This window comes from Streptomyces sp. GS7 (assembly GCF_009834125.1).
Taxonomy (GTDB): domain Bacteria; phylum Actinomycetota; class Actinomycetes; order Streptomycetales; family Streptomycetaceae; genus Streptomyces.
The window spans coordinates 5,832,389-5,856,483 of sequence record NZ_CP047146.1 but is presented as its reverse complement, the minus strand read 5'-3'; the positions used below and the strand labels follow the sequence as shown (position 1 = coordinate 5,856,483).

Below are 24,095 nucleotides of genomic sequence, written 5' to 3'. Positions count from 1 at the left end.
CCGTGCCATCGGGTTCCGATACCACCGCAGAAGCCGCCGGCGGCACCGCGCCCGGCGGCTCGGTGCCGCCCACCGCGACGGGTGACACCGGCGATGCCCGGCGCCCCGGCCGCGCCCGCCGGCTGGCCGCGCTGGCCCGCCGCGAGGCACCGCGCACCGGCCTCGCGGTCGTCGCCGGCCTCGCGCTCGGCCTGGCCTTCCCGCCGTACGGCGTGTGGCCGCTCTCCCTGGTCGCGGTGGCCGCGCTGTCGCTGCTGACCCGCGGCCGGACCGCGCGCCAGGGCGCCTGGACGGGTTTCGCCTTCGGGCTTCCGTTCTTCCTGCTGCTGCTCAAGTGGCTGCACGTGATCGGCTGGGACGCGGTGGTGGGGCTGTCCGTCGCCGAGTCCCTGTTCGTGCTGCTGATGGGCGCGGGACTGGCGCTCACCTCCCGGTTGCCGGCCTGGCCGGTGTGGGCCGCATGCCTGTGGGTCGCCCAGGAATGGGCCCGCGACCGGCTGCCGTTCGGCGGCTTCCCCTGGGGCCGGCTGGCGTTCGCCAACACGGGCTCGCCGTTCACCCCGCTCGCGGCGCTCGGCGGTGCGCCGCTGGTGACCTTCGCCGTCGCGCTCGCCGGCGGGTTGCTGGCCGCCTGCGCGGCCACCCTCTGGGGGCTGCGCGGCAACGGCTCGGTGCGCCGGGCGGTCCCGGCGCTGGAGGCGTTCGGGCTCGCCGCCGCGGTCACCCTGGCCGGTCTGGCGGTGCCGGTCCCCACCAAGGCCGACGACAGCGTCGACATCGCCGTCGTCCAGGGCAACGTCCAGCAGCCCGGGATGGACTTCCTGGGCCGCCCGATGCAGATCCTGGACAACCACGCCACCGCCACCGAGAAGCTCGCCGACGACATCAAGCACCACCGCGCGAAGAAGCCGGACCTGGTCATCTGGCCGGAGAACTCCTCCGACCTGGACCCGTTCCAGTACCCGCAGGCGTACGACCGGATCGACGCGGCGGTCAAGGCCATCGGCGTCCCCGTCCTCGTCGGCGCCCTGGTCGACCATCCGACCAAGCCGGGCTATGTCTTCAACGAGGGCATCGTGTGGGACCCCAGGACCGGGCCGGGTGCCTCGTACACCAAGCAGCATCCGGTGCCGTTCGGCGAGTACGTGCCGTTCCGCGCAGAGCTCAGCAAGATCATCACGCGCTTCCAGCGGGTGCCCCGCGACTTCTACCCCGGCGACCACACCGGCCTGCTGAAGGTCGGCCCCGCACGGCTCGGCGATGTCATCTGCTTCGAGGTCGCCTACGACGAGATCGTGCACGACACCGTCGACGCCGGCGCCCGCGCGCTGGTCATCCAGACCAACAACGCCACCTACGGGCGCACCGGCCAGCCCGAGCAGCAGTTGGCGATGTCCAAACTGCGGGCCGTCGAGCACGGCCGTGCGGTGGTCACCGCGGCCACGAGCGGAATCAGCGCGGTGGTCGCTCCGGACGGAACGATTACGCACCAGATTCCCGAATTCACCCAGGGTGTCGTGTCGGCGCGCATCCCCCTGCGCGACGAAACGACGCTGGCCGACCGCATTGGTGCGGCACCCGAGTGGGTGCTCGCTATCGTGGGCCTCCTGTCCTGCGGGGCTGCTGTGGTCAGTGGTCGGCGTGGGCGTACGAAGGACGAGAAGGGACAGCAGTGACAGACGGTCAGCGGCAGTACGGTCCGCTCGGCAGCACGTTGGTGATCATTCCGACGTACAACGAGGCGGAGAACATCAAGCCGATCGTCTCGCGGGTGCGGTCCGCCGTCCCCGAGGCGCATGTCCTCGTCGCGGACGACAACAGCCCGGACGGTACCGGCAAGCTCGCCGACGAACTGGCCGCCGAGGACGAGCAGGTCCACGTCCTGCACCGCAAGGGCAAGGAGGGGCTGGGCGCCGCCTACCTCGCGGGGTTCCGGTGGGGCATCGACCACGGCCATGACGTCCTGGTGGAGATGGACGCGGACGGCTCCCACCAGCCCGAGGAGCTGCCGCGGCTGCTCACCGCCCTCAAGGGCGCTGATCTGGTGCTGGGCTCGCGCTGGGTGCCGGGCGGCCGGGTGGTGAACTGGCCCAAGCACCGCGAGTTCCTCTCCCGCGGCGGCAGCACGTACTCCCGGATCATGCTGGACGTGCCGATCCGCGATGTGACCGGCGGCTTCCGGGCGTTCCGGGCCGCGACCCTCAAGGGCCTGGGCCTGGACGAGGTGGCCTCTCAGGGCTACTGCTTCCAGGTCGACCTCGCGCGGCGTGCCGTGCGGGCGGGCTTCCACGTGGTCGAGGTCCCGATCACCTTCATCGAGCGGCAGCTGGGCGACAGCAAGATGAGCCGCGACATCGTCGTGGAGGCGCTGTGGCGGATCACCGCCTGGGGCGTCGGCTCCCGGGTGGACAAGATCCGCAGGCGCTGATCCGGATGCCGGACGGGCCAGGCACACTTGTTGCATGACGTTCGGAGCCACGCCACCGCCCAGTCCCCAGCAGCACCGATCGCGCGCCCGCCGGTTCGTCCCGTTGGGCGTCGCCGCCTGGATGGTGCTGGAGATCTGGCTGCTGACCATGGTCGCCGGCGCCACCGGCGGGCTGACGGTGTTTCTGCTGCTCGTCGCGGGTGTGATCGCCGGCGGCGCGGTGATCAAGCGGGCCGGTCGCCGGGCCTGGCGGAACCTCACCGGGACCCTCCAGGCCGGCGGCGCCCCGGCGGAACCGCAGGAGAGCGGCTCGTCCGGCACCGGCAACACCCTCCCGATGATCGGCGGGCTGCTGCTGATACTGCCCGGCCTGCTGTCGGACGTGCTCGGGCTGCTCTGCCTCTTCCCGCCGACCGGGCGGCTGATCCTGCGCGGCGCCGACAAGCTGCTGACCCGTCCCGGTTCCTACGCGCCCGGTACCTTCGGCGACGCCTACCAGCAGGCGCGGATGCACCGACCGGACGGCAAGGTCGTCCAGGGCGAGGTCATCCGCGACGACGGACCCCCGGCCGCGCGCCGCCAGGACCCGCCGCTGACCGGCTGAGACCGCAGCGTACGGAGCGGAACGCAGAAGGGCCGGGCCACCAGAGATCGGTGGCCCGGCCCTTCTGCGCCGCTCGGCGCAGCCCGCTTGTCAGGCGGACTTGCGGTTGCTGTCGCGCGGATGCACGGCAATGTTCATGGTGCCGGAGCGGAGGACGGCCAGCCGCTCGGCCAGCACCTCCTCGAGCTCCTCGCGGGTCCGCCGCTCCATGAGCATGTCCCAGTGCGTACGCGCGGGCTTGCCCTTCTTCTCCTCAGGGCCATCCCCATCCACCAGAAGAGAGGGTGCGCCACATACCTTGCACTCCCACTCCGGCGGAATCTCGGCCTCAACCGAGAACGGCATCTCGAATCGATGTCCGTTCTGGCATGCGTACTCCACCGCCTGGCGCGGGGCCAGGTCGATGCCGCGGTCGGTCTCGTAGCTGGTCACCACGAGTCGCGTGCCGCGGAGAGCTCGCTCACTCATGAATCGTGCCTCCCGGGCTTGTCGCCCACAGGACAGGTGTCGCTGTCGTCGTCATCCGGTCAACGTCCGGTCGGCGGTGAAGATTCCCGTCATCGGGACATGCGTCGCCTGCGTCGCCCGTCGTGCCGCCCCTTGTTGTACCCACCAACGCCCGGTTTGTCACATCTGGCAGCAGATGTCACCCAGCGCCTCACGGAGTTGAGCGCGCAGTAACGGTCCGCCTGGTGAGCCAAAGGCGTACACTACCGGCCCGCACGCCCAGGAGCTAAATCCGGTCAGGTACCGGATTCCCGGCCGCCGCGATCGCCCGCCGCACCGGCACCCGCGCCAGCAGCACGAAACCGATCGCGAAGAACGCCACCAGCGACACGATCGCATCCCGGTAGCTCCCGGTCAGCTGGTAGGCCATCCCGAACACCAGCGGCCCCAGCCAGCTCACCCCGCGGTCGCTCATCTCGTACGCGGAGAAGTACTCCGCCTCCTTGCCGCGCGGGATCAGATGCGAGAACAGCGACCGCGACAGCGCCTGACTGCCGCCCAGCACCAGCCCGATCCCGACGGCCAGCGCGAAGAACCACACCGGCGCCCGCGCGGGCAGGAAGTACCCCGCGGCGATGATCAGCGTCCAGGCCACCAGCGAACCCAGCACCGTCCGCTGGGCGCCGTACGTCCGGGCCAGCCGGCCCATCAGCAGCGCGCCCGCCGCGGCCACCACCTGCACCACCAGGATCGACACGATCAGCGTGGTCTGGTCCAGCCGCAGCTCCTCGGAGCCGAAGACCGACGCCTGGGTGATCACGGTCTGGATGCCGTCGTTGTAGATGAGGAACGCCAGCAGGAAGGAGAGGGTGAGCGGATGGCGGCGCATATCGCGCAGCGTCGCCCGCAGCTGGCGCCAGCCCTGGCCGACCGCCGCGCCGCCCGCCGCGCCCCGGGTGCCGCCGGCCGCAGGCCGGTCGCGCAGGCGGCGCAGCGGGACCAGCGCGAAGACGCCCCACCACAGGCCCGCGGTCGCCAGGCAGATCCGTACCGCCGTCCCCTCGGAGACGCCGACCGTGTCATGCCCGGCGTACAGCGCGAGATCGGCGATCAGGACCAGTGCGCTGGCCGCGTAGCCGAAGGCCCAGCCCCGTGAGGAGACCGCGTCGCGCTCGTCGGGCTCGGCGATCTGCGGCAGGAAGGAGTTGTAGAGCATCATCGCCACCACGAACGAGACGTTCGCGATGATCAGCAGCGCCCCGCCCAGCAGATAGCGGTCGCCGCCGAGGAAGAACATCGCGGTGGTCGCCGCGGCCCCCGTATACGCGCAGCCGCCCAGCAGCGGCTTCTTCCGGCCGGTCCGGTCCGCCACCGCCCCGGCCGCCGGCATCGCCAGCACCGACAGCAGCAGGGACGCGGACACCGCGTACGCGAAGAAGGAGCCGGCGCGCACCGGGATGCCCAGGGGGTGGACGAATCCCTCCGCGTCCGCCGCGGCCTTCGCCACCGACGTCAGATACGGCCCGAGGAACACCGTCAGCACGCTCGACGAGTAGACGCTGATCGCCCAGTCGTAGAAGTACCAGCCGCGCTGCTCGCGGCGCCGCCCGGCCTTCTCGGCCGCCGCTGCCGCCTCGGGGCTCCCGGCCCCGACCTCTGTGCTCTGCACAGGTACCCCCGTCTTCCGTCCCCGTTCGGCGCGGCGAACGGCCGGCGGTGCGGCGGCCGGCCCCCGCGCCCCCGCTCGGTCGGTACCGTGCGCGGCGCCCCGATGTGATGCTTGAGTGGTGGTCATCACTACACGCCCGTGAGCTGCGGTGACAACCCCTGGCCGGACCCGGTGCGGGAGTCCCGGAGGATGCGCGGGGAGCCCGGGGTCCGGCGCGCGTCCACCACGGCGGTGGGCCAGGGCCGTTCCGCCCCGACCCGGCGGACCGGCCCTAGACCCAGCACCCCCGCGCGGTCAGCACCGTGCGCAGGGTCTCGATCTCATCGGTCATGATGCCGTCCACGCCGAGGTCCAGCAGCGCCGCCATGCGGTCGGCGTCGTTGACCGTCCAGACGTGGACCTGCATGCCCAGTGCGTGCGCGGCCCGCAGGAACAGCGGATCGACGACGCGGATACCGGACTGCCGCTCGGGGACCTGGACGCAGACGGCGCTGCGCCGTACGGCCGCGCCCAGCAGCCGGTCCAGCGGCAGCGCCCCGCGGCCGTACGAGCGCAGCCGCAGACCGGCCACCCCGCGGGTGCCCAGCGAGCTGGCCATCCGGCCGCCGGCCAGCCGCTGCGCCCGCGCCACCCGGGCCTCGGAGAACGAGCCGACGCACACCCGGTCCCAGGCGTTGGCCCGGCGCAGCAGGGCCAACAGCGGCTCCAGCGCGGACTCCACCTTCAGGTCGACGTTCCAGCGGGCCTCGGGGAACTCCTCCAGCAATTCCTCGAAGAGGGGCAGGGGCTCCCGTCCGGCGACCCGGGCCCGGCGTACCGCGCGCCAGGGGAGTGCCGCGATGGCGCCCTGGGAGTCGGTGACGCGGTCCAGCGTCGCGTCGTGGAAGGCGACGAGTGAGCCGTCCGAGGTGGTGTGGACGTCGGTCTCCAGGTAGCGGTAGCCGAGGTCCACCGCGCGCCGGAAGGCGGCGGCGGTGTTCTCCAGGCCGTCCGCGGCCCCGCCCCGGTGGGCGAAGGGGAGCGGGCCGGGATGGTCGAGGTAGGGGTGGCGGAGGCGTATCGCGGAGGTCACTCCGGCAGTATCGCGTGCTCGGGTGACGCCTGGCCGCGGGCCACCACCAGGGACGGCCGCTCGGGCAGTCCCTTGATCGCGAAGCGGCGGAGGAAGAACTGGGCCATCGGCCCGATGGCCAGGGCGTAGAGCACGGTGCCCACCCCGACGGACCCGCCGAGTGCGAACCCCACGGCGAGGACGGTCACCTCGATGCAGGTCCGCACCAGCCGTACGGGGCGGCCGGTGCGCAGGTGCAGCCCGGTCATCAGGCCGTCGCGGGGCCCCGGTCCGAAGCGGGCCGAGATGTAGAGGCCGGTCGCGGTGCCGTTGAGGACCACGGCGAAGGCGAGCAGCGGGATGCGGGCGGTGAGCGCATGGATCTCGGGGAGCAGCGCCAGTGTGGCGTCCATGACCAGGCCGAGGATCACCACGTTCGAGACCGTGCCCAGGCCGGGGCGTTGCCGCAGCGGGATCCACAGCAGCAGGATCAGGGCCCCGGAGACGATGGTGACGGTGCCGATCGACAGCCCCGTGTGCCGGGATATGCCCTGGTTCAGGACGCTCCACGGTTCCAGGCCGAGCCCGGCGCGGACCATGAGCCCCATGCTCACGCCGTACAGCGTCAGCCCCACATAGAGCTGCACCAGCCGGCGCGGCAGCAAGGACCTCCCGGGACCGGACCCCTGGGTGATGGACACGACTCTTCCCCCTCATGGCAGGATTGGACTGACGCATGACACCATGTGGCGTGTCCGGTCTCGGGAAGTAGAGCCAATTCGGGGAAGGTGGACTGATCTTCATGGCTCAGTGGACTTCGGCGGTGGGCGCGCCCCAACTCGCCCGGCTGCTCCGCTCGCAAGATCCGCGGGATGCCGAACTGACCGCCGTCGGGCGGAAGTTGCCCGCCTACCGCAGCCTCGCCGACGGCGTCCGCCTCCTCGTGCTCGAAGGCCGGGTGCCGGTCGCCGCCCGGCTTCCCGCCGAGCGCGAACTGGCCGCCGCCTTCGGCGTCAGCCGCACCACCGTCGCCGCCGCCTACGAGGCGCTGCGCGCCGAAGGGTTCCTGGAGTCCCGGCGCGGCTCCGGCAGTTGGACCGCCGTCCCGGCCGGCAACCCGCTGCCCACCCGCGGCCTGGAGCCGCTCCCGCCGGAGGCCGCCGGCTCGATGATCGACCTCGGCTGCGCCGCCCTCCCGGCCCCCGAGCCGTGGCTCACGCGCGCCGTCCAGGGCGCCATGGCCGATCTGCCGCTCTACGCCCACACCCACGGCGACTACCCGGCCGGCCTCCCCGTCCTGCGCCAGGCCCTCGCCGATCGGTACACCGCCCGCGGCATCCCCACGATGCCCGAGCAGATCATGGTCACCACCGGCGCGATGGGCGCCGTCGCCGCGATCTGCCGGCTCTGTACCAGCCCCGGTGAGCGGGTGGCCGTCGACTCGCCCTCGTACGCCAACATCCTCCAGCTGATGCGCGACGCCGGCGCCCGGCTCGTCCCGGTCGCGCTCGGCGAACGGCTGGCCGGCTGGGACATCCCGGCCTGGCGACAGGTGATGCGCGATGCGGCACCCCGCATGGCGTATGTCGTCGCCGACTTCCACAACCCCACCGGCACCCTCGCCACCGAGGACCAGCGCCGCCGCATGGTCGACGCCGCGCGCTCGGCCGGCACCCTGCTCGTCGTCGACGAGACCATGAGGGAGCTGCAGCTGGATCCGGACACCGAACTCCCGCGCCCGGTCTGCGCCTTCGACCCCGCGGGCAGCTCCGTGATCACCGTCGGCTCGGCCAGCAAGGCGTTCTGGGCCGGGTTGCGCATCGGCTGGGTGCGGGCCGCGCCCGACATCATCCGCAGTCTGATCGCCGCCCGCGCCTACTCCGACCTCGGCTCACCCGTCCTCGAACAGCTCGCCATCGCCTCGCTGTTGGAGAGCGGCGGCTGGGAGGAGGCCGTCCGCATCCGCCGCGACCAGGCCCGCGAGAACCGCGACGCGATCGTCGAGGCCCTCGGACGGCACCTGCCCGACTGGGAGTTCAGCATTCCGCACGGCGGCCTCACCCTGTGGGTGCGGACGGGCGGGCTCTCCGGCTCCCGGATCGCCGAGGCGGGGGAGCGGCTCGGTGTACGGGTCCCCTCCGGCCCGCGCTTCGGTGTCGACGGCGCCTTCGAGGGCTTCGTGCGGCTGCCGTTCACCGTCAACGGGGCGGTCGCGGACGAGGCCGCGGTCCGGCTGGCGCGGGCCGCCCGACTGGTGGCGACCGGTGCCGCGGCGGAGCCGGACCAGTCGCGGCACGCCTTCGTGGCTTGACGATCTGTCAAGAAGTGCCGGTTCAGCGGCCCGAGAAGTGCTGATGCCCCGTCATTCCTGGGTGTCGACCGGTACGGCCTCGACGGCCATCGACCGCTTCGTGAAGCTCACCGGCTCCGGCGCGCTCTCGACCTCGGCCGGGACCGTGCGCTCCGGCAGCAGCGCCACCACCGCTTGCCGGAACACCTCGTCGGTGCCCTCGTCGTACGGATCCGGTGTGGCCGGCACCTGGAGGCGCAGGACCGGGCCGCTGCCCAGCCGGGCGTAGCCGCGGCCCGGCGGCATGTACGGCGTCGGCGTGGTGTGCGGCGGTGCCCCGAGCACCGCCGCGATCTCCTGCGCGGTGGCCGGGCCGAGCACGATCCGGGCCCTGGTGTGGGCCCGTACGGGCTCGCTCAGCAGCTCGGCGCTCTCGAACTGGTCGGCCATCACCACCGTCACATGGGCCGACCGGCCGTGCCGCAGCGGGACCTGGAGCAGCCGCTGCGGATCGTCGCGGCCCTCCACGGCCGCGAGATGGGTCAGCGCCGTCAGCCGGTCCGCGATGATCCACAGTGGCCGCCGGGTGTCCTCGGGCGCCGGCGCGCCGGCCTGCCGCGCGCGGTTGGCCGCGATCAGCCGCCGCTCGGTCTCGTGCGCCGCCCACTGCAGCGTCGCCAGCGTCCCCGACAGCCCGTTCTCCACCGCCAGTACGCCCCGCCGCCCGATCAGAGCGCCGAACTCGCCGGTGCCGCTGCCGTCGACGACCAGCACGTCGCCGTGCCGCAGCGCCTGGAACGTGAGCGAGCGGAGCAGAGTCGTGGCGCCGGTGCCCGGATGCCCCAGGGCCAGCAGATGCGGCTCGGTGGACCGCGCGCCGATGCGCCACACCACCGGCGGCTCGTCCCCGTCCTCCGCCCCGCGGACCACCGGCAGTGTCCGCTGGACGGAGTCGGGGTCGGTGAACCCGAGCACCATCTCGCCCGGGGCGGTCACGAAGTGCTGCGCCGCGATGTCGGTCGGCAGCGGGCCGAGCGCCGTCATCAGCAGCTCGTTGGCCGCCTCGTTCCAGGCGAAGCGGTACTCCCGGCCGCGGCCGGACTTGGCGTGCAGCACCTGCTCGATGCGCCGCCGGGCCGCCTCCTCGCCGTCGGTGAAGTACGTCGGGTAGATCAGCCGCAGCTGCTCCAGCCGTCCGCCGTCGTCGAAGGCGTACTCACTGAACGCCCCCTCCCAGTCGCCGTCATGGGCGTAGAGGGGGCTGGGGTCCCCCTCCGTGGCGAGGTACGGCACCAGCGCCTCGTACAGCGCCTGCAACCGCCCGGTCTCCGCCTCGCTCGGGCCGGTTTCCTCCTCTTCCTCCGGCGGCTGCTCCCGTCCCACCCACGCCGACACCGCCATCACCGCCATCAGCGCGAGCACCGGACCGTACGGCACCAGCGCCACGATCAGCACCCCGGCGGCGATCAGGAAGCACAGCGGCCCGCGCTGCTCCTTGGGCGTCGCGGCCCAGCGCTCGCACCCGGCGGCCGCCAGCCGGCGCAGGCCGCGGCTGATGGTGATCAGCGGATGCAGCACGTCGAAGGCGCCGTCGGCGGCGCTGCGCGCCAGTTCCGCGGGCGAGCGGTGCGCGGTGGTGAGGAAGCGGGGCAGGGGGCGACGGGCCACAGCTGTCTCCTGTTGCTCGTACGGGCGGCGGGCCGGCTCGGTGTGGGCGGCGAGCCGGGGCGCGCTGCGCGCGAAGCCGCCCGGACGGGGTGGACGGGCCCGTACGGGCGGTGCTCGCGGCGCCGCGCTGCTGGCGTCGGGCTGTGCCCGCTAGAGCTTGATCCCGCCGAGGAGGCTGGCCAGGCTCGCCCCACCGGCCTTGATGCTGGGCGCGATGGCGGAGCCCGCCAGGTAGAACCCGAAGAGCGCACAGACCAGCGCGTGGGACAACTTGAGGCCGCCCTTGCGGAAGAAGAGGAAGACGATGACGCCGAGCAGGACGACGCCGGAGATGGACAGAATCATGGGTTCTCTCCTGGGTGTGGGGACGGTCACCGTGAGTTCTTCCAGCCTCACAGCCGGTATCAAGCCATTAAAAGCTGCAAATGGCTGATTTATCATTGAAACCGCCCAAACGGGCCAGCTCCCGCGGACTCCGCCCCGGGCGGTACGGCGCCGGTCGCCGGCCGTCCCCGCCGACCCGGCACAATCATGGCGTGCCGAAGTCCCAGAAGGCGCGGAATCCGCGCAGGTCACCCAAGCCCCAGCAGGCGCCGGTCCGCCCGGCCGCCATCACCCCCGACGCCCCCTGCCCCTGCGGGCGCGACGCGTCGTACGGCGACTGCTGCGCCCCCTTCCACCAGGGCCGTGCCGCCGCCCCGACCGCGGAACGGCTGATGCGCTCCCGCTACAGCGCCTTCGCCGTCGGCGACACCGGATACCTGCTGCGCAGCTGGCACCCCGCGACCCGTCCGGGCGGCCTCGAACTGGACCCGGCGCAGCGCTGGACCCGCCTGGACATCCTCGGCACGTCCGGCGGCAGCGCCTTCCACGACGAGGGCACGGTGGAGTTCCGCGCGCACTACACGCTGCGCGGCCGGTCCGGCAGCCAGTACGAGCACAGCCGCTTCGTCCGCGAGAACGGCGCGTGGGTCTACGTGGACGCGCTGCCCGAAGTGCCTTAGGGCGGACCTCAGTTCCGCTCCGGACCGAGCCCCGTCCGCCCGCGCAGCTCGTCCATCTCGCGGCGGTCGCGCTTGGTGGGCCGGCCGGTGCCCCGGTCCCGGACGGCGAGGAGCGCGACCTCCTCGCGCGGCGGGGCCGGCGGGCTGTTGTCGATGTAGCACTCGGCCGCGACCGGCGCGCCCACCCGCTTGCGCACCAGCCGGGACACCACGACGATCCGCTCCCGGCCGGCGTGCCGGAGCCGCACCTCGTCGCCGGTGCGCACGGCGTGCGCCGGCTTCACGCGCTCACCGTTGACGCGTACGTGCCCCGCCCGGCAGGCCGCGGCGGCCAGCGAACGCGTCTTGGTCAGCCGCACCGACCAGATCCAGCTGTCGATGCGGGTGGTGGTCATCCCCTCGTCTGAAGCCATGCCGTGAACTCTAGAGGCAGCGGTAGGGGTGGGGCCCTAGGTGTATTGCCCTGTGAGGTTGGGGACGCGGCTGGCGGGTGGTTTGCCCTTGAGCGCGGTGTGTCCGCGGTGGTGATTGTAGGTGTGGAGCCATTGGGGGAACGCTTCGCGGCGTTCGGTCTCTGAGCGGTAGGGCTTCGCGTAGGCCCATTCGTCAAGCAGGGTGCGGTTGAAGCGTTCGACTTTGCCGTTGGTCTGTGGCCGGTAGGGCCGGGTTCGCTTGTGGGTGATCCCGGCTGCTGCGAGGGCATCGCGCCAGGTGTGGGACTTGTAGCAGGCGCCGTTGTCGGTCAGGACGCGTTCGACGGTGATGCCGCAGGTGGTGAAGAACGTTTGGGCCCGGGTCCAGAAGGCGGTGGCGGTCTCCTTTTTCTCGTCGGTGTGGATCTCGCTGTAGGCCAGGCGGGAGTGGTCGTCGACGGCGGTGTGGATGTAGCTGTAGCCGACTTTTGAGCGGGTCTTGCGGCCTGCTTGCCGGCCGAGTGTCCTGTGGCCGCCGCCGTCGGGGATGTTGCCGAGCTTCTTGATGTCCACGTGGACCAACTCGCCGGGGCGGTCGCGTTCGTAGCGGCGTATCGGCCGGCCTGTGGCCCGGTCCAGGTGGGTCAGGCGGGCCAGGCCGAACCGGGTCAGCACGCGGTGCACGGTCGAGGGGACCAGTCGCAGCAGGTGGGCGATGCGGGCCGGGCCCCACCGGCGCAGGAGGCGGACCTTGATGATGCGCCGTTCCGTGCGTGTCGGGGTGCGGCGCGGGCTGTGGTGCGGGCGGCTTGAACGGTCTGCCATCCCCGCCTCACCCAGCAGCCGGTAGCGGTCGGCCCAGCGCTGGGCGGTGGTGGGCGAGACCTGGAAGCGTTCGGCGGCCCGCCGCAGGGTCCAGCCCTCGTCGACGACGCAGCGGGCCAGACGCAGCCGTCCAGTCTCGGTCAGGGGTGCATTACGGTGGGGCACGAGGGCCTTTCGGTCGGTGTAGACGTCGCAATCCACACCGAACCCGGAAGGCCCTCACCTGTTCAAGATCCCTCAGCCGAGACCTGCCTCACCGTCCACAACCTCCCCGGACAGAACACCTAGGCGTGGGCTTTTCTGCCGGGCTTCTTGGCCGTGGACTTGGCCGTGGACTTGGTCGCGGACCCGGCCGCCGCGCCGGATGCCGCGGCCTTCGCCGTTCTCGTCTGCCCGGTCGAGGCGGCCTTCGCCGACCGCTTCGCCGGTGCGGACTTCTCCGCCTTCTCCGCCTTCTCCGCCGCGGTCCGTTCGCGCGCGGTGCGCTGCGCGGTGCCGCTCTTCGCGGCCTTCGCGGGCGGCTTCGCGGCGGTCGCCGTCCGCTTCGCCGGGGCCTTCTCGGCGGCCGTACCGCGCGCCCGCAGGGGTGTGACCGAGGCGGAGCCGGTGCCGCTCCCGCCGCCGCGGGCCGCCCGGACGCTTTTCTCCAGGGCCGCCGTCAGATCGATGACCAGGGCGCCGGAGGTGCCGGACGTGTCGGGGGCGGCCGGGGCCGTGCCCTCCAGTTTGGCGGCGACGAGTTCCTCGACGGCCTGGCGGTAGTCGTCGTGGAGTTCGGCCGGGTCGAGTTCGCCCAGCGAGTCCATCAGGGTCTCGGCCAGCGTGAGTTCGTTCTCGCGGATCTTCACGTCCTCGGGGGCGACCCCGTCCGCGGGCCGGATCTGATCCGGCCACAGCAGCGCGTGCATCACCAGCGCGCCCTCGTAGGCGCGCAGCATCGCCAGGTTCTCCCGGCCCCGCATCGCCACCTTGCCGATCGCGATCTTGCGGTGGTGCTCCAGCGCCTCCCGCAGCAGCGCGTACGGCCTGGCGGCGGCGGCCCCGTTGGGCGCCAGGTAGTAGGACTTGTCCAGTTGGAGCGGGTCGATCTCGCCCGGGTCGACGAAGGACAGGATGGCGAGGGTCTTGGCGGTCGGCAGCGGCAGCCGGGACAGATCGTCGTCGGTGATCGGCACGACGATGTCGTCGCCCGGCGGCTGATAGCCCTTGCCGATCTCCTCGTTGGGCACCTCCTCGCCGTCCAGTTCGCAGACCTTGCGGTACTGGACGGGTGCGCCGTCCTTCTCGTGGATGCGGACGAAGGAGACGGACGAGGTCCGGTCGGTGGCGCTGTAGGTCTTCACGGGGATGGTGACCAGGCCGAACGATATCGACCCGTTCCATATAGATCGCATAGTTCATCCCTTGTGTGGGATTCTCATGGTATGTCGCCGATCACCGTCGTGGAGGGGCGGCGCCTCTCGCTGACCAACCTGGACAAGGTCCTCTATCCGGAGACCGGCACCACCAAGGGTGAGGTGCTGCACTACTGCACCACCACCGCGGACCCGCTGCTCGCGCACCTCCACGACCGGCCGGTGTCCTTCCTGCGCTTCCCGGACGGGCCCGGCGGCCAGCGCTTCTTCACCAAGAACGTGCCGCCCGGCACGCCCTCCTGGGTGGAGACCTGCGAGGTCCCCCATTCGCGGTCGGCGCCCACCCGCCAGGTCCTGATCCAGGACCTGGCCACCCTGGTCTGGGCCGCCAACCTGGTCGTCGAACTGCACGCCCCGCAGTGGACCCGCGACGCACCGGGCGTCGCCGACCGGCTGGTCCTCGACCTGGACCCCGGCGCACCGGCCACCGTCGTCGAGTGCTGCACCGTCGCCCGCTGGCTGCGCGGCCGGCTGGCCGCCGACGGGCTGGACGCCTACGTCAAGACCAGCGGCTCCAAGGGCCTCCACCTGATCGTGCCCGTCGAGCCCACCTCCGCCGAGCACACCACCGCCTACGCCAGGGCCCTGGCCGTGGAGGCCCGGACGGCCCTTCCGGACCTGGTCGTGCACAAGATGACCAGGGCGCTGCGCGCCGGCAGGGTCTTCGTCGACTTCTCCCAGAACGCCGCGGCCAAAACCACCGCGGTCGCCTACACCCTGCGCGCCCGTCCGACCCCGACCGTCTCCACCCCCGTCACCTGGCACGAGGTCGCCGCCTGCACCGAACCGGGCCAACTCGCCTTCCGCTTCGACGAGATCGCGGAGCGCCGCGAGCGGTACGGCGACCTGCTCGGGCCGCTGCTCGACCCCGGCCGGGCCCGCCCGCTGCCCGGCCCCACCCGGCGACTGGCATAGATTGGCGGGATGCAGGAGGGGACCACACACCACGACACCATGCGGCTGCGCCTCCCGGACCGGCCGCCGTCCGACGACAGTCCCGCGCCCGGGGGCGGCGACGGCACGGGTACGGGCGGGCTGCGCCGCTCGTCGATGCTGATGGCGGCGGGGACCGTGGTCTCCCGCGCCACCGGGCTGATCCGCAACGTGCTCCAGGTGGCGGCGCTGGGAACCGCGCTGCTGGCAAGTACGTACACCACCGCCAACACCGTCCCGATGAGCATCTACACCCTGCTGATCGGCGGCGCGCTGAACTCCGTGCTGGTGCCGCAGCTGGTCCGCGCCCGGGCCGAGCACGCGGACGGCGGCCGGGCCTACGAGCAGCGACTGGTCACCCTCGTGCTGAGCGTGCTCGCCGTCGGCACCTTGCTCGCGGTCTGGGCCGCGCCGCAGATCGTCGCCGTCTACACCCCGGACACGCCCGGGAACCACGCCGCCTTCGCCCTCACCGTCGTCTTCGCCCGCTTCCTCCTCCCGCAGATCTTCTTCTACGGGCTGTTCTTCATCTTCGGCCAAGTCCTCAACGCCCGCGGCAGGTTCGGGGCGATGATGTGGACGCCGGTGCTCAACAACATCGTGCTGATCGCGATGTTCGGCGTGTACCTCGGCCTCCTGGCCGGGCCGGACCGCGTCGCGGACATCACCCCCGGCCAGATCGAGCTGCTGGGCATCGCCACCACCGGCGGTATCGCCCTCCAGGGCCTGGCCCTGATCCCGTTCGTACGGGCCGCCGGCTTCCGCTTCCGCCTGCGTTTCGACTGGCGGGGCACTGGGCTGCGCAAGAGCTTCACCGCCGCCCGCTGGACCCTGCTCTTCGTGCTCGCCAACCTGGCCGCGATGGCCGTGGTCACGCACTACGCCAACGCCGCCGACCAGCAACTCCCCACCGCCGGCGCCGGATACACCGCCTACACCACCGCCCAGGGCATCTGGACCCTGCCGCAGTCGATCGTCACCGTCTCGCTGGTGACCGCGCTGCTGCCGCGGATGAGCCGGGCGGTCGCCGAACACCGCCTGGACGACCTGCGCGACGACCTCTCCCGCGCGCTGCGGGTCAGCGGCGTGCTCATCGTCCCGGCCGCCTTCTTCTTCCTGGCCTTCGGCCCCGAGACCGCCCAACTGCTCTTCGCCCACGGCGCCGTTGACGCCGCGTCGGCCCGGCCCATCGGACAGATGCTGCAGGCGTTCGGGCTCGGCCTGATCCCGTTCTCCGCCCAGTATCTGCTGCTGCGCGGCTTCTACGCCTTCGAGGACACCCGAACGCCGTTCTGGATGGCCGGGTGGATCGCCGGTGTCAACATCGCCCTGGCCACCGCGTGCCACCTGTGGCTGCCCGCCCGCTGGGCGGTCACCGGGATGGCCGCCGCCTACGCCCTGGTGTACGGGGCCGGGCTGCTCGCCACCGCGCTGCTGCTGCGCCGCCGCCTCTCCGGCCGCCTCGACGGCCGCCGGCTGTGCCGCACCTACGGCAAGCTGACCGCGTCCGCCGCCGTGGCGGGCGCCCTCGGCTGGCTGGCGGCTCGCGCCTGCTCGGGGCTCGGCACCCCGCCCGGCTGGACGCCCGTCCTGGCACTGGCCGCCGGCGGCGCCACCATGGCCCTGATCTTCGTCGTGGCGGCCAGGGGGCTGAAGGTCTCCGAACTGGGGAGCCTGCCCGGCCTCCGGTGAGGCGCCTGCGGGTTGTCCGGTACCGCGGCCGCCGTGCGGAGGCTCCGCGAGAAGGATCCCCGCTCGGCGGACCTCCTCGCGAGGCGTGCGGCGCGCCGGCCGGCCGCGTCCAACGCACCCGCGGCGCCTGCTCGTTGGCGAGCACTGGGCACCCGGTGCCGGGTCCGGCCGCCCCGGTGAGCCGGCCCGTGACGTCGCCTCCGGGGCGGACGGTGCGGGCCCGCCGCGCTGTACGGCACTCGGGGCGGTCCGCCATCGTATGGAGTACGCCAACCGGCGCGAGGCGGGCGCCGTTCTTAGCGTGGCCAACATGGCGACAGCGAGTTGGCCCCCCGTCCGAGCGGTGAGCGCCGCGGCCGTCTGCGCCGCGGGCCTGCTGGCCTTGTGCGGTCCCGCGGTCGCCGATGGCCCGTACGGCATCGACGACCTGCGCGGCGCGCCACCGGCCCGTGCCGAGAGCACGCTGGACGACCGCGGTGTGCAGTTCGTGCCCCGGCCCGGGGTGCCCGAGCCGCCGCGGGTCTCGGCGATGTCCTGGGCCGTCACCGAGCTGGGCAGCCGCAAGATCCTGGCGGCCAAGGACGCCCACCGGCCGCTGCCGCCCGCCAGCACCCTCAAGGCACTGTTCGCGCTGACGGTGCTGCCGCGTTTCTCCCAGGGGACGGTGCACACCGTCTCCGGTGCGGACCTGGCCGGCATTGAGTCGGGCAGCGCGCTCGCCGGGGTCAAGGAGGACACGCCCTATCGCGTCGCCGACCTCTGGCACGGCGTCTTCCTCAGCTCGGGCAGCGACGCGGTGCACGCGCTCGCCGCGATGAACGGCGGCTGGGGCAAGACCATCGCCGACATGCGGGCGACGGCGGACCGGCTGGGCGCCCGCGACACCACGGTCGAGTCGGCGGACGGATTCGACACACCGGGGCAGTTCTCCTCCGCGTACGACCTGTCCCTCTTCGGCCAGGCCGGGCTCGCCAACCCGGACTTCGCCCACTTCGCCGCGACCAAGACCGCACAGTTCCCGGTGGACGGCGGCGCGGACACCTACGGCATCCAGAACACCAACCGGCTGCTGGTCGGCTCGCATGGCGTGGCGCCGTACGACGGCCTGATCGGCGTGAAGAACGGCTATACGTCGCACGCCGGGAACACCCTGATCGCCGCGGCCAGGCACGGCGGCCGGACGCTGCTGGTCACCGTCATGAACCCGCGGTCCGGCGCCGACAACGCCGTCTACGAGGAGGCCCGCGCGCTGTTGGACTGGGGCTTCGAGGCGGCGCCCCGGGCCGCGGCGGTCGGCATGCTGCCCGCCCCGGCCTCCGCCGAGCGCGATCCCGGGGCCGGGAAGGCGGTGGACGGGGGGCCGACCACGAAGCTGCGCCGGGCGGCGGCCGGCAGGCCCGGCTCCGACGCGAACGCGGTGATCGTGTGGTCCTTCTCCGCCGCCGGTGCGGTCGCGGCCGCCGGGCTGGGTACCGCGCTGTGGTGGCGCCGGCGCCGGCCGGACGGGCCGGAGGACGGGCAGCCGTCCTGAGTCCGCCCCGGAGACCGCCAGTTGTCGTACATTCGTGCGATCGGTCAGGTATCCGGAGGGTGTGGTGTGGCCTTGCCTGGTGAAGGATGACGCTTTTGCCATGGTTTGTGGTGACTGGCGGCGTTGGTCGGTGTAGCGTCCTGAACAGCTGTCGTGGTTCCGAAGTGCCGGGCGCCCGTGTCGCATTCACGGGCGTTCTTGTTGTCCAGTGCCTCTCCGGACCAGGGCGATCACCTCCGGGTTCCGCGTGGTGCGGGAGCCGATTCGAGCCCATCGAACGAAGGAGACGGACATGGCTTCCGGCACGGTGAAGTGGTTCAACTCGGAAAAGGGATTCGGCTTTATCGCGCAGGACGGCGGCGGCGCCGACGTCTTCGCGCACTACTCCAATATCGACGCGACCGGCTACCGCGAGCTCCTGGAGGGCCAGAAGGTGACCTTCGAGGTCACCCAGGGGCACAAGGGCCCGCAGGCGGAGAAGATCCGGGTGACGACCACGCCGTAAGCGCTCCGGCCGCCCGTCGGACCACCGCACGGCGCCCGCTCCCTCACGCCGAGGGGCGGGCGCCGTGCTGTGCCGCCGTACGGGCGCTCGGGTCCTTCAGGGGCGGCGGTCGTTGAGGATCTTCTGGAAGAGCCGGTGGTCGCGCCAGGCGCCGTTGATGTGGAGGTAGTTCTCGGCGGTGCCGTAGGGCGTGAAACCGCACGTGGTCAGGACGCGCTGCGAGGCGAGATTGTCCAGCAGCGTGCCGGCCTCCACCCGGTGCAGGCCCAGCTCCGTGTCGGCCGCCGCACACACCGCCGTCACCGCGGCGGAGGCGAGCCCGCGCCGGAGGTGGCCGGCGTCTATCCAGTAGCCGACGGAGGCGCTGCACAGCGGGCCGTGGGTGATCTGGGAGAGGGTGATCGCACCGGCGATCTCCGGCTCCGCGGCGCGGTCGCCCGACTCGCGGACCAGGACCCATGGCATCACCCGCCCGGCATCCCGCTCGGCCAGCTGGTACCGGAGCCGCTCCGACTGGCCGGCGGGGGTGTAGAACGCTTCGCCGCGGTCCGGCTCGGTGTGGCGGAGATGGTCGCGGCTGCGCTGGTACGCCCGGGAGAGGCCGCCGGCGTCCGCCGGCTCGGCGGGGCGCATCAGGACGTCGGGGGCGAGCTGGACGGACGTGGTGATCATCCGTTCAGCGTAGACGCGGGGCGCGGCCCCGGACCCGGCGGATGCTCAGGTCTGCGGTGGCCGGTCCTCGCCCTCGGGCTTGCCGAACTGCTCCCGCATCTTCTCCCTGGCGGCGTCGACCTGACCCGTGTACTTGCCCTGGGTCCTCTCGTCGACGTAGTCCCCGGCCTTGTCGATGCCCTTGCCTGCCTGCTCCTCGTGTCCCTTGAGCAGTTCCTTGAGCTTGTCCAGTACGGACATGGGGCGTCCTCCTCACCACGGTCCCCCCTCGACACCAGCATCGCCCCGGGCCGGGGCATGTGCATCAGGAGCTGGGAATGGGGGCCTTGAGATGGTCGCTGATGAACTTGAGGGAACCGGCCGCCATCCCCTTCTGGTAATCCCAGGCGTTGTGCCGGCCGCCGGGAATGAGCTGCATCGAGGTGTGGATCGGACCCTTGCCGTATTTCTCGCGGAATTTACGGATGGGGTTGACGACCGAGGTGGGGGATTCCTTCGAACCGGCCTGGAAGGCGATGTAGACGTCCGGGCCGCCCTTTTTCAGCAGCTGCGCGGCGAGCTTCTCCGGGTTGTTGGCGTCCTTCTCCTTCTGGTGGCCGGTCCACATCGGGGAGTCCGGCACGATGTCCGGGCCGCTGGCTATCGCCGCCTTGAACTTCTGCGGGGACTTCAGTACGGACTTGAAGCCGGCGAAGCCGCCTGACGACGAACCCATGAAGGCCCAGCCGTCCCGCGACTTGAAGGTGCGGAAATTGGCCTTGGTCAGGTCGACGACGTCCTCGGTCAACCAGGTGCCCATCTTCTGCTGGCCGGGAATGTCACTGCCGTCGTGATAGCGGGTGTCCGGGTTGAGCATCGGCATCACCACTATGAACGGCAGACTCTTTCCCTCCGCGGTCCACTTGGCGAGATTCTCCTGGAGCTTGATATCGCCACCGACCCAGTAATTGGTGACCCCGTTCTTGTCCTGCGGGCTGCCCAGGCCGCCGGGCAGGGCCATCAGCACCGGAAAACCGCTCTTGGCGTACTTGGGGTCGCTGTATTCTTTCGGCGCCCAGACCCAGACACTGCCGGTGACGCCCGACTTCGCGCCCTTGAGCGTCGCCCGGCCTATGTGCGTGCCGTCGTCCAGGGTCCGGGTGATCCGGAAGTCGCTCTTGGGGCCGGTCGGCATCACGGTGTCGCTGTCCACCGGTTTGACCGGTGTGCCGCCGTCGCCCTTGGCGCCCGCGTTGAAGTCGACCGGATTGCCGTTCTCCGAGCAGCCGGTGAGCAGGACGCAGGAGGCGAGGAGGGGGGCCGTGAGGGCGGCGGCGTAACGGTGTTTCAACGGTCTCTCCGGTACTGAACGATCAAGTGCAAGTGACCATAAAGAGGGAAAACAGGCACTGCCGGTTCCGTCGCCGGTTGCGGTGATCAAACCGTTATGACGCTGTTGTCCGATGTGCCGTCGGTGCCGCGTCCGTGAGCCCATCGGCCCGCTCGACGGGCACGGCGTCGCGGTCCGGCCGAGAATGCAGCGGTGAGCGATGAACACCGCAGTGCCGAGGACACCGCCGTGCGCCCCCTGCCCGGTGACGAGGAGCGGCGGCTCGCCAGGAAGGCCCTGGCCGGCCGCGCCAGGGACGCGGGCGACCTGGCCCTGCTGATGGACATGCTGGGGCTGGACCCGAGCCGGGATCCGGGCCAGGAGGCGGCAGGCGGCCAGGAGGGAGCCCGCCGCCAGGAGCGACTGCGCGGCCGGCAGGCGGGCCGCGGGCGCGGTGCGGGGCAGCGGCGGCACGACGGGCGCCGCGACACCTGTCGCGACGCCCGGACGCCCTCCTCGGATCCCGGCTGAGCGGCCCCTCCCGCCGGCCCCGCTCGGCCCGCCGCCCCGCCCGTCAGTCCACCGCCCGGCTCAGCCGCAGCGTCACGATCTGGAACGGGCGGAGTGCCAGCCGGACGGTGTTCCCCGCCTGCTCCAGCGCCGGACCGTCGTCGGTGGGGCGCTCCAGAAGGTCGGTGGTGACCGCACCGGCCAGCGGGAAACCGGTGGTGAGCGCGGTCCCGGCGCGCCCGCCGTGGGCTTCGTGCAGCCGGACGACCACATCGCCGCTCCGGTCGTCCGCGAGCTTGACCGCGGTGACCACCGTCGCGTCGTTGCCCACCGCGACCAGGGGCGCCACCGCGCCGGCCCCGGTCAGCCGGCGCTCGGGCAGGTTGATGCGGTGGCCCTCGCGTACCGCGTCGCCGATGGCGGCACCGGGGACCAGCGCGTACCGGAAGCGGTGGCTGCCCTGGTCGGTCTCCGGGTCGGGGAACCGCGGGGCGCGCAGCAGGGACAGCCGGACGGTCGTGGTGGTGCCGCGCCCGCCGGCGTCGCCGTTCTCGCGAACCGTACGGGTGACGTCATGGCCGTACGTCGCGTCGTTGACCAGCGCCACGCCCCAGCCCGGCTCCTCGACATGGACGAACCGGTGCGCGCACGCCTCGAACTTGGCCGCCTCCCAGCTGGTGTTGGTGTGCGTGGGCCGGTACAGATGCCCGAACTGGGTCTCGGCCGCGTAGCGTTCGGCGTGCACGTCCAGCGGGAAGGCGACCTTGAGGAACTTCTCGGTCTCCCGCCAGTCGACCTCGGTGTCGACGTCCAGTCGCCGCTGCCCGCGTGCCAGGGTCAGCGACTGCACCACCCGCGAGTCGCCGAAGGCGCGCACCACCCGGACCGTCGCGGCGTCCGGCGACGCCTCCGCGAGGGCGACCTCGTCCGCGTCCGTCAGGTCGGTGGCCACGTTGCGGTAGAAGGAGTCCACGTCCCAGGCGTCCCACATGTTGGGGAAATCCGGGTGGAGTTGCAGCAGGTTCGCGGCCGTGCCGGGCGCGACGGCCTCGCGTCCGGCCGTCCGGTCGTAGGCCGAGACCACCAGGCCGCGGCCGTCGATCTCGACGCGGAGCAGGTCGTGGGCGAGGACGAAGCCGCCGCCGGGGCGGGGCGCGGCGCGCACCGCGGCGCCCTCGGTGACCGCCGGTGCCACCGCGCCTGCCGCGACCCCGCCGCGGGCGTGCGGCGCCGAGTTCACCACCAGCGGCCGGCTGCCGCCGCTGGCCAGCGCGGCCAGTGCGCCGGCGATGATGCCCTCCAGCTCGGCGGCGAGTGCCGCATAGGTCCGCTCCGCCTCGCGGTGCACCCAGGCGATGGAGGAGCCGGGCAGGATGTCGTGGAACTGGTGCAGCAGCACCGTCTTCCAGATCCGGTCCAACTCCTCGTACGGATAGGGGTGCCCGACCTTCACGGCGGCGGTGGCCGACCAGAGTTCGGCCTCGCGCAGCAGCTGCTCGCTGCGGCGGTTGCCGCGCTTGGTCCGAGCCTGGCTGGTGAGGGTGCCGCGGTGCAGCTCCAGATACAACTCGCCGACCCAGACGGGTGCGTCGGGGTACTCCGCCGCCGCCCTGGCGAAGAAGTCGGCGGGCCGCTCCCACTGCACCACCGGCGATCCGTCCAGGTCCCGCAGCCGGCGCGCCTTGGCGATCATCTCGCGGGTGGTGCCGCCGCCCCCGTCGCCCCAGCCGGTCGGCGCGAGGGAGTGCCGGGCGATCCCCTTGTCCCTGAAGTTCCGTGCCGCATGGGCCAGTTCGGCTCCGGACAGCTGGCAGTTGTAGGTGTCCACCGGCGGGAAGTGGGTGAAGATCCGGGTGCCGTCGATGCCCTCCCAGCGGAAGGTGTGGTGCGGGAAGGCGTTGACCTTGCTCCAGGAGATCTTCTGCGTCAGCAGCCACTTCGTCCCCGCCGCCCTGATGATCTGCGGCAGCCCCGCGGCGAACCCGAAGGTGTCCGGCAGCCACGCCTCGTCGTTCTCGATGCCGAACTCCTCCAGGAAGAACCGCTTCCCGTGCACGAACTGACGGGCCATCGCCTCCGAGCCGGGCATGTTGGTGTCCGACTCCACCCACATCCCGCCCGCCGGTACGAACCGCCCCTCGGCCACCGCCTGCTTCACCTTGGCGTACACCTCCGGCCGGTGCTCCTTGATCCACGCGTACTGCTGCGCCTGCGACATGGCGTAGACGAACTCCGGCTCGTCTGCGAGCAGCGCCGTCATGTTCGCGGTGGTCCGGGCGACCTTGCGGACCGTCTCCCGCAGCGGCCACAGCCACGCCGAATCGATATGCGCATGCCCGACCGCGCTGATCCGGTGGGCGGAGGCCGCCGCGGGCGCCGCCAGCACCTCCCGCAGCCGGCCGCGCGCGGCCCGCGCTGTCCCGTTGACGTCCTGGAGGTCGATCGCGTCCAGCGCCCGGCCCACCGCGCGCAGCAGCTCCCAGCGCCGCGGGGTGTCCACCGCCAGCTCCGCCATCAGCTCACCCAGCACTTCCAGGTCCTGGATCAGCTCCCACACCTCGGTGTCGAACACCGCCAGGTCCATCCGCGCCAGCCGGTACCGGGGCTCGCTGCCCGCCGTCTCCGGGTCGCCCAACTCCGTGGGCAGGAAGGGGTGGACGTCGAGGATGACGGGATTGGACGCGGCCTCCAGATGCCACTCGACGCGCTCGCCGCCGCGCACCGGATCGCCGACCCGCACCCACTGGTTCCGCGGATTGAGGCCCTTCACCGGACTCCCGTCGGGCGTGTAGACCAGCGCCTCGCACTGGAAGCCCGGCATCCGCTCGTCGAAGCCCAGGTCGAGCACCGCCTCCACCGTGCGCCCGGCCCACGCCTCCGGTACCGTGCCGCGCACCCGGAACCAGGTGGTCGCCCAGGGCGCACCCCACGCGTCGCCCACCGCCACTGGTTCGTGCCGGGCGGCCAGCCCCTCCGCGACGGATACCGGTTCGCCGGGCGCGACCCAGGCCGCGACCTCCAAGGGGACCGACTCCGGGTACAAGGCGGGCCGGATGCGTTCGTCCAGGACACGGCGGAGACGGGCTTCGACCAGTGCGCGATCGTCATGCATGGGGGCTCCGTGGAGTG

At 72.2% G+C, this 24,095-nt stretch carries 22 protein-coding genes and 1 pseudogene; 10 read left to right on the top strand and 13 right to left on the bottom strand.

All coding sequences use genetic code 11. The features are described from left to right. Positions 1-2 precede the first annotated feature (2 nt). From lnt to fxsA, 3 genes are read left to right on the top strand one after another with little or no spacing between them, the layout of a single operon-like run. Positions 3-1,676 (top strand): apolipoprotein N-acyltransferase, encoded by a 1,674-nt coding sequence (gene lnt / locus GR130_RS25545; protein WP_159506887.1) that lies wholly within the window; start codon positions 3-5, stop codon positions 1,674-1,676. Then, positions 1,673-2,428: a polyprenol monophosphomannose synthase gene (locus GR130_RS25540; RefSeq protein ID WP_159506886.1), complete on the top strand. Its 756-nt coding sequence runs from the start codon at positions 1,673-1,675 to the stop codon at positions 2,426-2,428. The genes lnt and GR130_RS25540 overlap by 4 nt, the downstream gene beginning before the upstream one ends. Positions 2,429-2,462: 34 nt before the next feature. Continuing rightward, the gene (gene fxsA, locus GR130_RS25535; protein ID WP_159506885.1) at positions 2,463-3,032 is read left to right on the top strand and encodes an FxsA family membrane protein; all 570 of its coding nucleotides are present in this window, start codon (positions 2,463-2,465) and stop codon (positions 3,030-3,032) included. A 90-nt stretch (positions 3,033-3,122) separates the two neighbouring features. On the opposite strand, the gene GR130_RS25530 is transcribed toward fxsA, so the two are convergent. The 4 genes from GR130_RS25530 to yczE form a co-directional block, all read right to left on the bottom strand. Continuing rightward, the gene (locus tag GR130_RS25530) at positions 3,123-3,500 is read right to left on the bottom strand and encodes an RNA polymerase-binding protein RbpA (RefSeq protein WP_026170122.1); all 378 of its coding nucleotides are present in this window, start codon (positions 3,498-3,500) and stop codon (positions 3,123-3,125) included. 265 nt (positions 3,501-3,765) lie between these two features. Then, positions 3,766-5,148 (bottom strand): MFS transporter, encoded by a 1,383-nt coding sequence (locus tag GR130_RS25525; protein WP_159506884.1) that lies wholly within the window; start codon positions 5,146-5,148, stop codon positions 3,766-3,768. Between the two features lie 271 nt (positions 5,149-5,419). After that, positions 5,420-6,220, bottom strand: a complete 801-nt coding sequence (locus GR130_RS25520) for a glycerophosphodiester phosphodiesterase (RefSeq protein ID WP_201304992.1) — start codon at positions 6,218-6,220, stop codon at positions 5,420-5,422. After that, positions 6,217-6,807 (bottom strand): membrane protein YczE, encoded by a 591-nt coding sequence (gene yczE / locus GR130_RS25515; RefSeq protein WP_201305217.1) that lies wholly within the window; start codon positions 6,805-6,807, stop codon positions 6,217-6,219. Before yczE ends, GR130_RS25520 begins: the two co-directional genes overlap by 4 nt. Before the next feature lie 194 nt (positions 6,808-7,001). Between yczE and GR130_RS25510 the strand changes: the two genes are divergently transcribed. Next, positions 7,002-8,510, top strand: a complete 1,509-nt coding sequence (locus GR130_RS25510; RefSeq protein WP_159506883.1) for an SCO1417 family MocR-like transcription factor — start codon at positions 7,002-7,004, stop codon at positions 8,508-8,510. Between the two features lie 51 nt (positions 8,511-8,561). Here GR130_RS25510 and GR130_RS25505 read toward each other — a convergent pair whose 3' ends face one another. Both GR130_RS25505 and GR130_RS25500 read right to left on the bottom strand, forming a co-directional pair. Beyond that, entirely contained in the window at positions 8,562-10,157 is a 1,596-nt protein-coding gene (locus GR130_RS25505) for a hypothetical protein (RefSeq protein ID WP_236573475.1), read from the bottom strand. A 150-nt stretch (positions 10,158-10,307) separates the two neighbouring features. Further along, on the bottom strand, positions 10,308-10,502 hold the full coding sequence (locus tag GR130_RS25500; protein ID WP_159506882.1) for a hypothetical protein: 195 nt from the start codon (positions 10,500-10,502) through the stop codon (positions 10,308-10,310). 191 nt (positions 10,503-10,693) lie between these two features. Here GR130_RS25500 and GR130_RS25495 point away from each other — a divergent pair, with 191 nt between their 5' ends. After that, positions 10,694-11,161 (top strand): YchJ family protein, encoded by a 468-nt coding sequence (locus tag GR130_RS25495; protein WP_236573473.1) that lies wholly within the window; start codon positions 10,694-10,696, stop codon positions 11,159-11,161. A gap of 257 nt (positions 11,162-11,418) precedes the next feature. Here the strand turns inward: GR130_RS25495 and GR130_RS42025 are convergent. From GR130_RS42025 to ku, 3 genes and pseudogenes are all read right to left on the bottom strand, one after another. Then, a pseudogene (locus GR130_RS42025) lies at positions 11,419-11,556 on the bottom strand (S4 domain-containing protein); the annotation flags it as partial. 54 nt (positions 11,557-11,610) lie between these two features. Continuing rightward, positions 11,611-12,564 (bottom strand): IS481 family transposase, encoded by a 954-nt coding sequence (locus tag GR130_RS25485; protein WP_159506879.1) that lies wholly within the window; start codon positions 12,562-12,564, stop codon positions 11,611-11,613. Positions 12,565-12,683: 119 nt separating this feature from the next. After that, positions 12,684-13,793, bottom strand: a complete 1,110-nt coding sequence (ku, locus tag GR130_RS25480; protein ID WP_159506878.1) for a non-homologous end joining protein Ku — start codon at positions 13,791-13,793, stop codon at positions 12,684-12,686. Positions 13,794-13,823: 30 nt separating this feature from the next. Here ku and ligD point away from each other — a divergent pair, with 30 nt between their 5' ends. The 4 genes from ligD to GR130_RS25460 all read left to right on the top strand — a co-directional run bounded on the left by ligD (position 13,824) and on the right by GR130_RS25460 (position 18,475). Further along, a complete protein-coding gene (gene ligD, locus GR130_RS25475) occupies positions 13,824-14,729 on the top strand; it encodes a non-homologous end-joining DNA ligase (protein WP_159506877.1) in 906 nt (301 codons plus the stop codon). 141 nt (positions 14,730-14,870) lie between these two features. Next, positions 14,871-16,439, top strand: a complete 1,569-nt coding sequence (gene murJ / locus GR130_RS25470; RefSeq protein ID WP_236574022.1) for a murein biosynthesis integral membrane protein MurJ — start codon at positions 14,871-14,873, stop codon at positions 16,437-16,439. Between the two features lie 310 nt (positions 16,440-16,749). Beyond that, positions 16,750-17,970: a D-alanyl-D-alanine carboxypeptidase family protein gene (locus GR130_RS25465; RefSeq protein WP_159506875.1), complete on the top strand. Its 1,221-nt coding sequence runs from the start codon at positions 16,750-16,752 to the stop codon at positions 17,968-17,970. A gap of 292 nt (positions 17,971-18,262) precedes the next feature. Next, positions 18,263-18,475, top strand: coding sequence for a cold-shock protein (locus tag GR130_RS25460; protein WP_159506874.1), 213 nt, complete (start codon positions 18,263-18,265; stop codon positions 18,473-18,475). A 96-nt stretch (positions 18,476-18,571) separates the two neighbouring features. Here GR130_RS25460 and GR130_RS25455 read toward each other — a convergent pair whose 3' ends face one another. From GR130_RS25455 to GR130_RS25445, 3 genes are all read right to left on the bottom strand, one after another. Then, the gene (locus GR130_RS25455) at positions 18,572-19,147 is read right to left on the bottom strand and encodes a GNAT family N-acetyltransferase (RefSeq protein ID WP_159506873.1); all 576 of its coding nucleotides are present in this window, start codon (positions 19,145-19,147) and stop codon (positions 18,572-18,574) included. A 45-nt stretch (positions 19,148-19,192) separates the two neighbouring features. Continuing rightward, positions 19,193-19,387 (bottom strand): antitoxin, encoded by a 195-nt coding sequence (locus GR130_RS25450; protein WP_159506872.1) that lies wholly within the window; start codon positions 19,385-19,387, stop codon positions 19,193-19,195. A gap of 64 nt (positions 19,388-19,451) precedes the next feature. Beyond that, positions 19,452-20,477 (bottom strand): alpha/beta hydrolase, encoded by a 1,026-nt coding sequence (locus GR130_RS25445; protein WP_159506871.1) that lies wholly within the window; start codon positions 20,475-20,477, stop codon positions 19,452-19,454. A 192-nt stretch (positions 20,478-20,669) separates the two neighbouring features. Here GR130_RS25445 and GR130_RS25440 point away from each other — a divergent pair, with 192 nt between their 5' ends. After that, complete coding sequence (locus GR130_RS25440) at positions 20,670-20,987, top strand: hypothetical protein (protein ID WP_159506870.1); 318 nt, start codon at positions 20,670-20,672, stop codon at positions 20,985-20,987. Positions 20,988-21,030: 43 nt separating this feature from the next. Here the strand turns inward: GR130_RS25440 and GR130_RS25435 are convergent, their stop codons facing one another. Further along, positions 21,031-24,078, bottom strand: coding sequence for an alpha-mannosidase (locus GR130_RS25435; protein ID WP_159506869.1), 3,048 nt, complete (start codon positions 24,076-24,078; stop codon positions 21,031-21,033). Positions 24,079-24,095 lie beyond the last annotated feature (17 nt).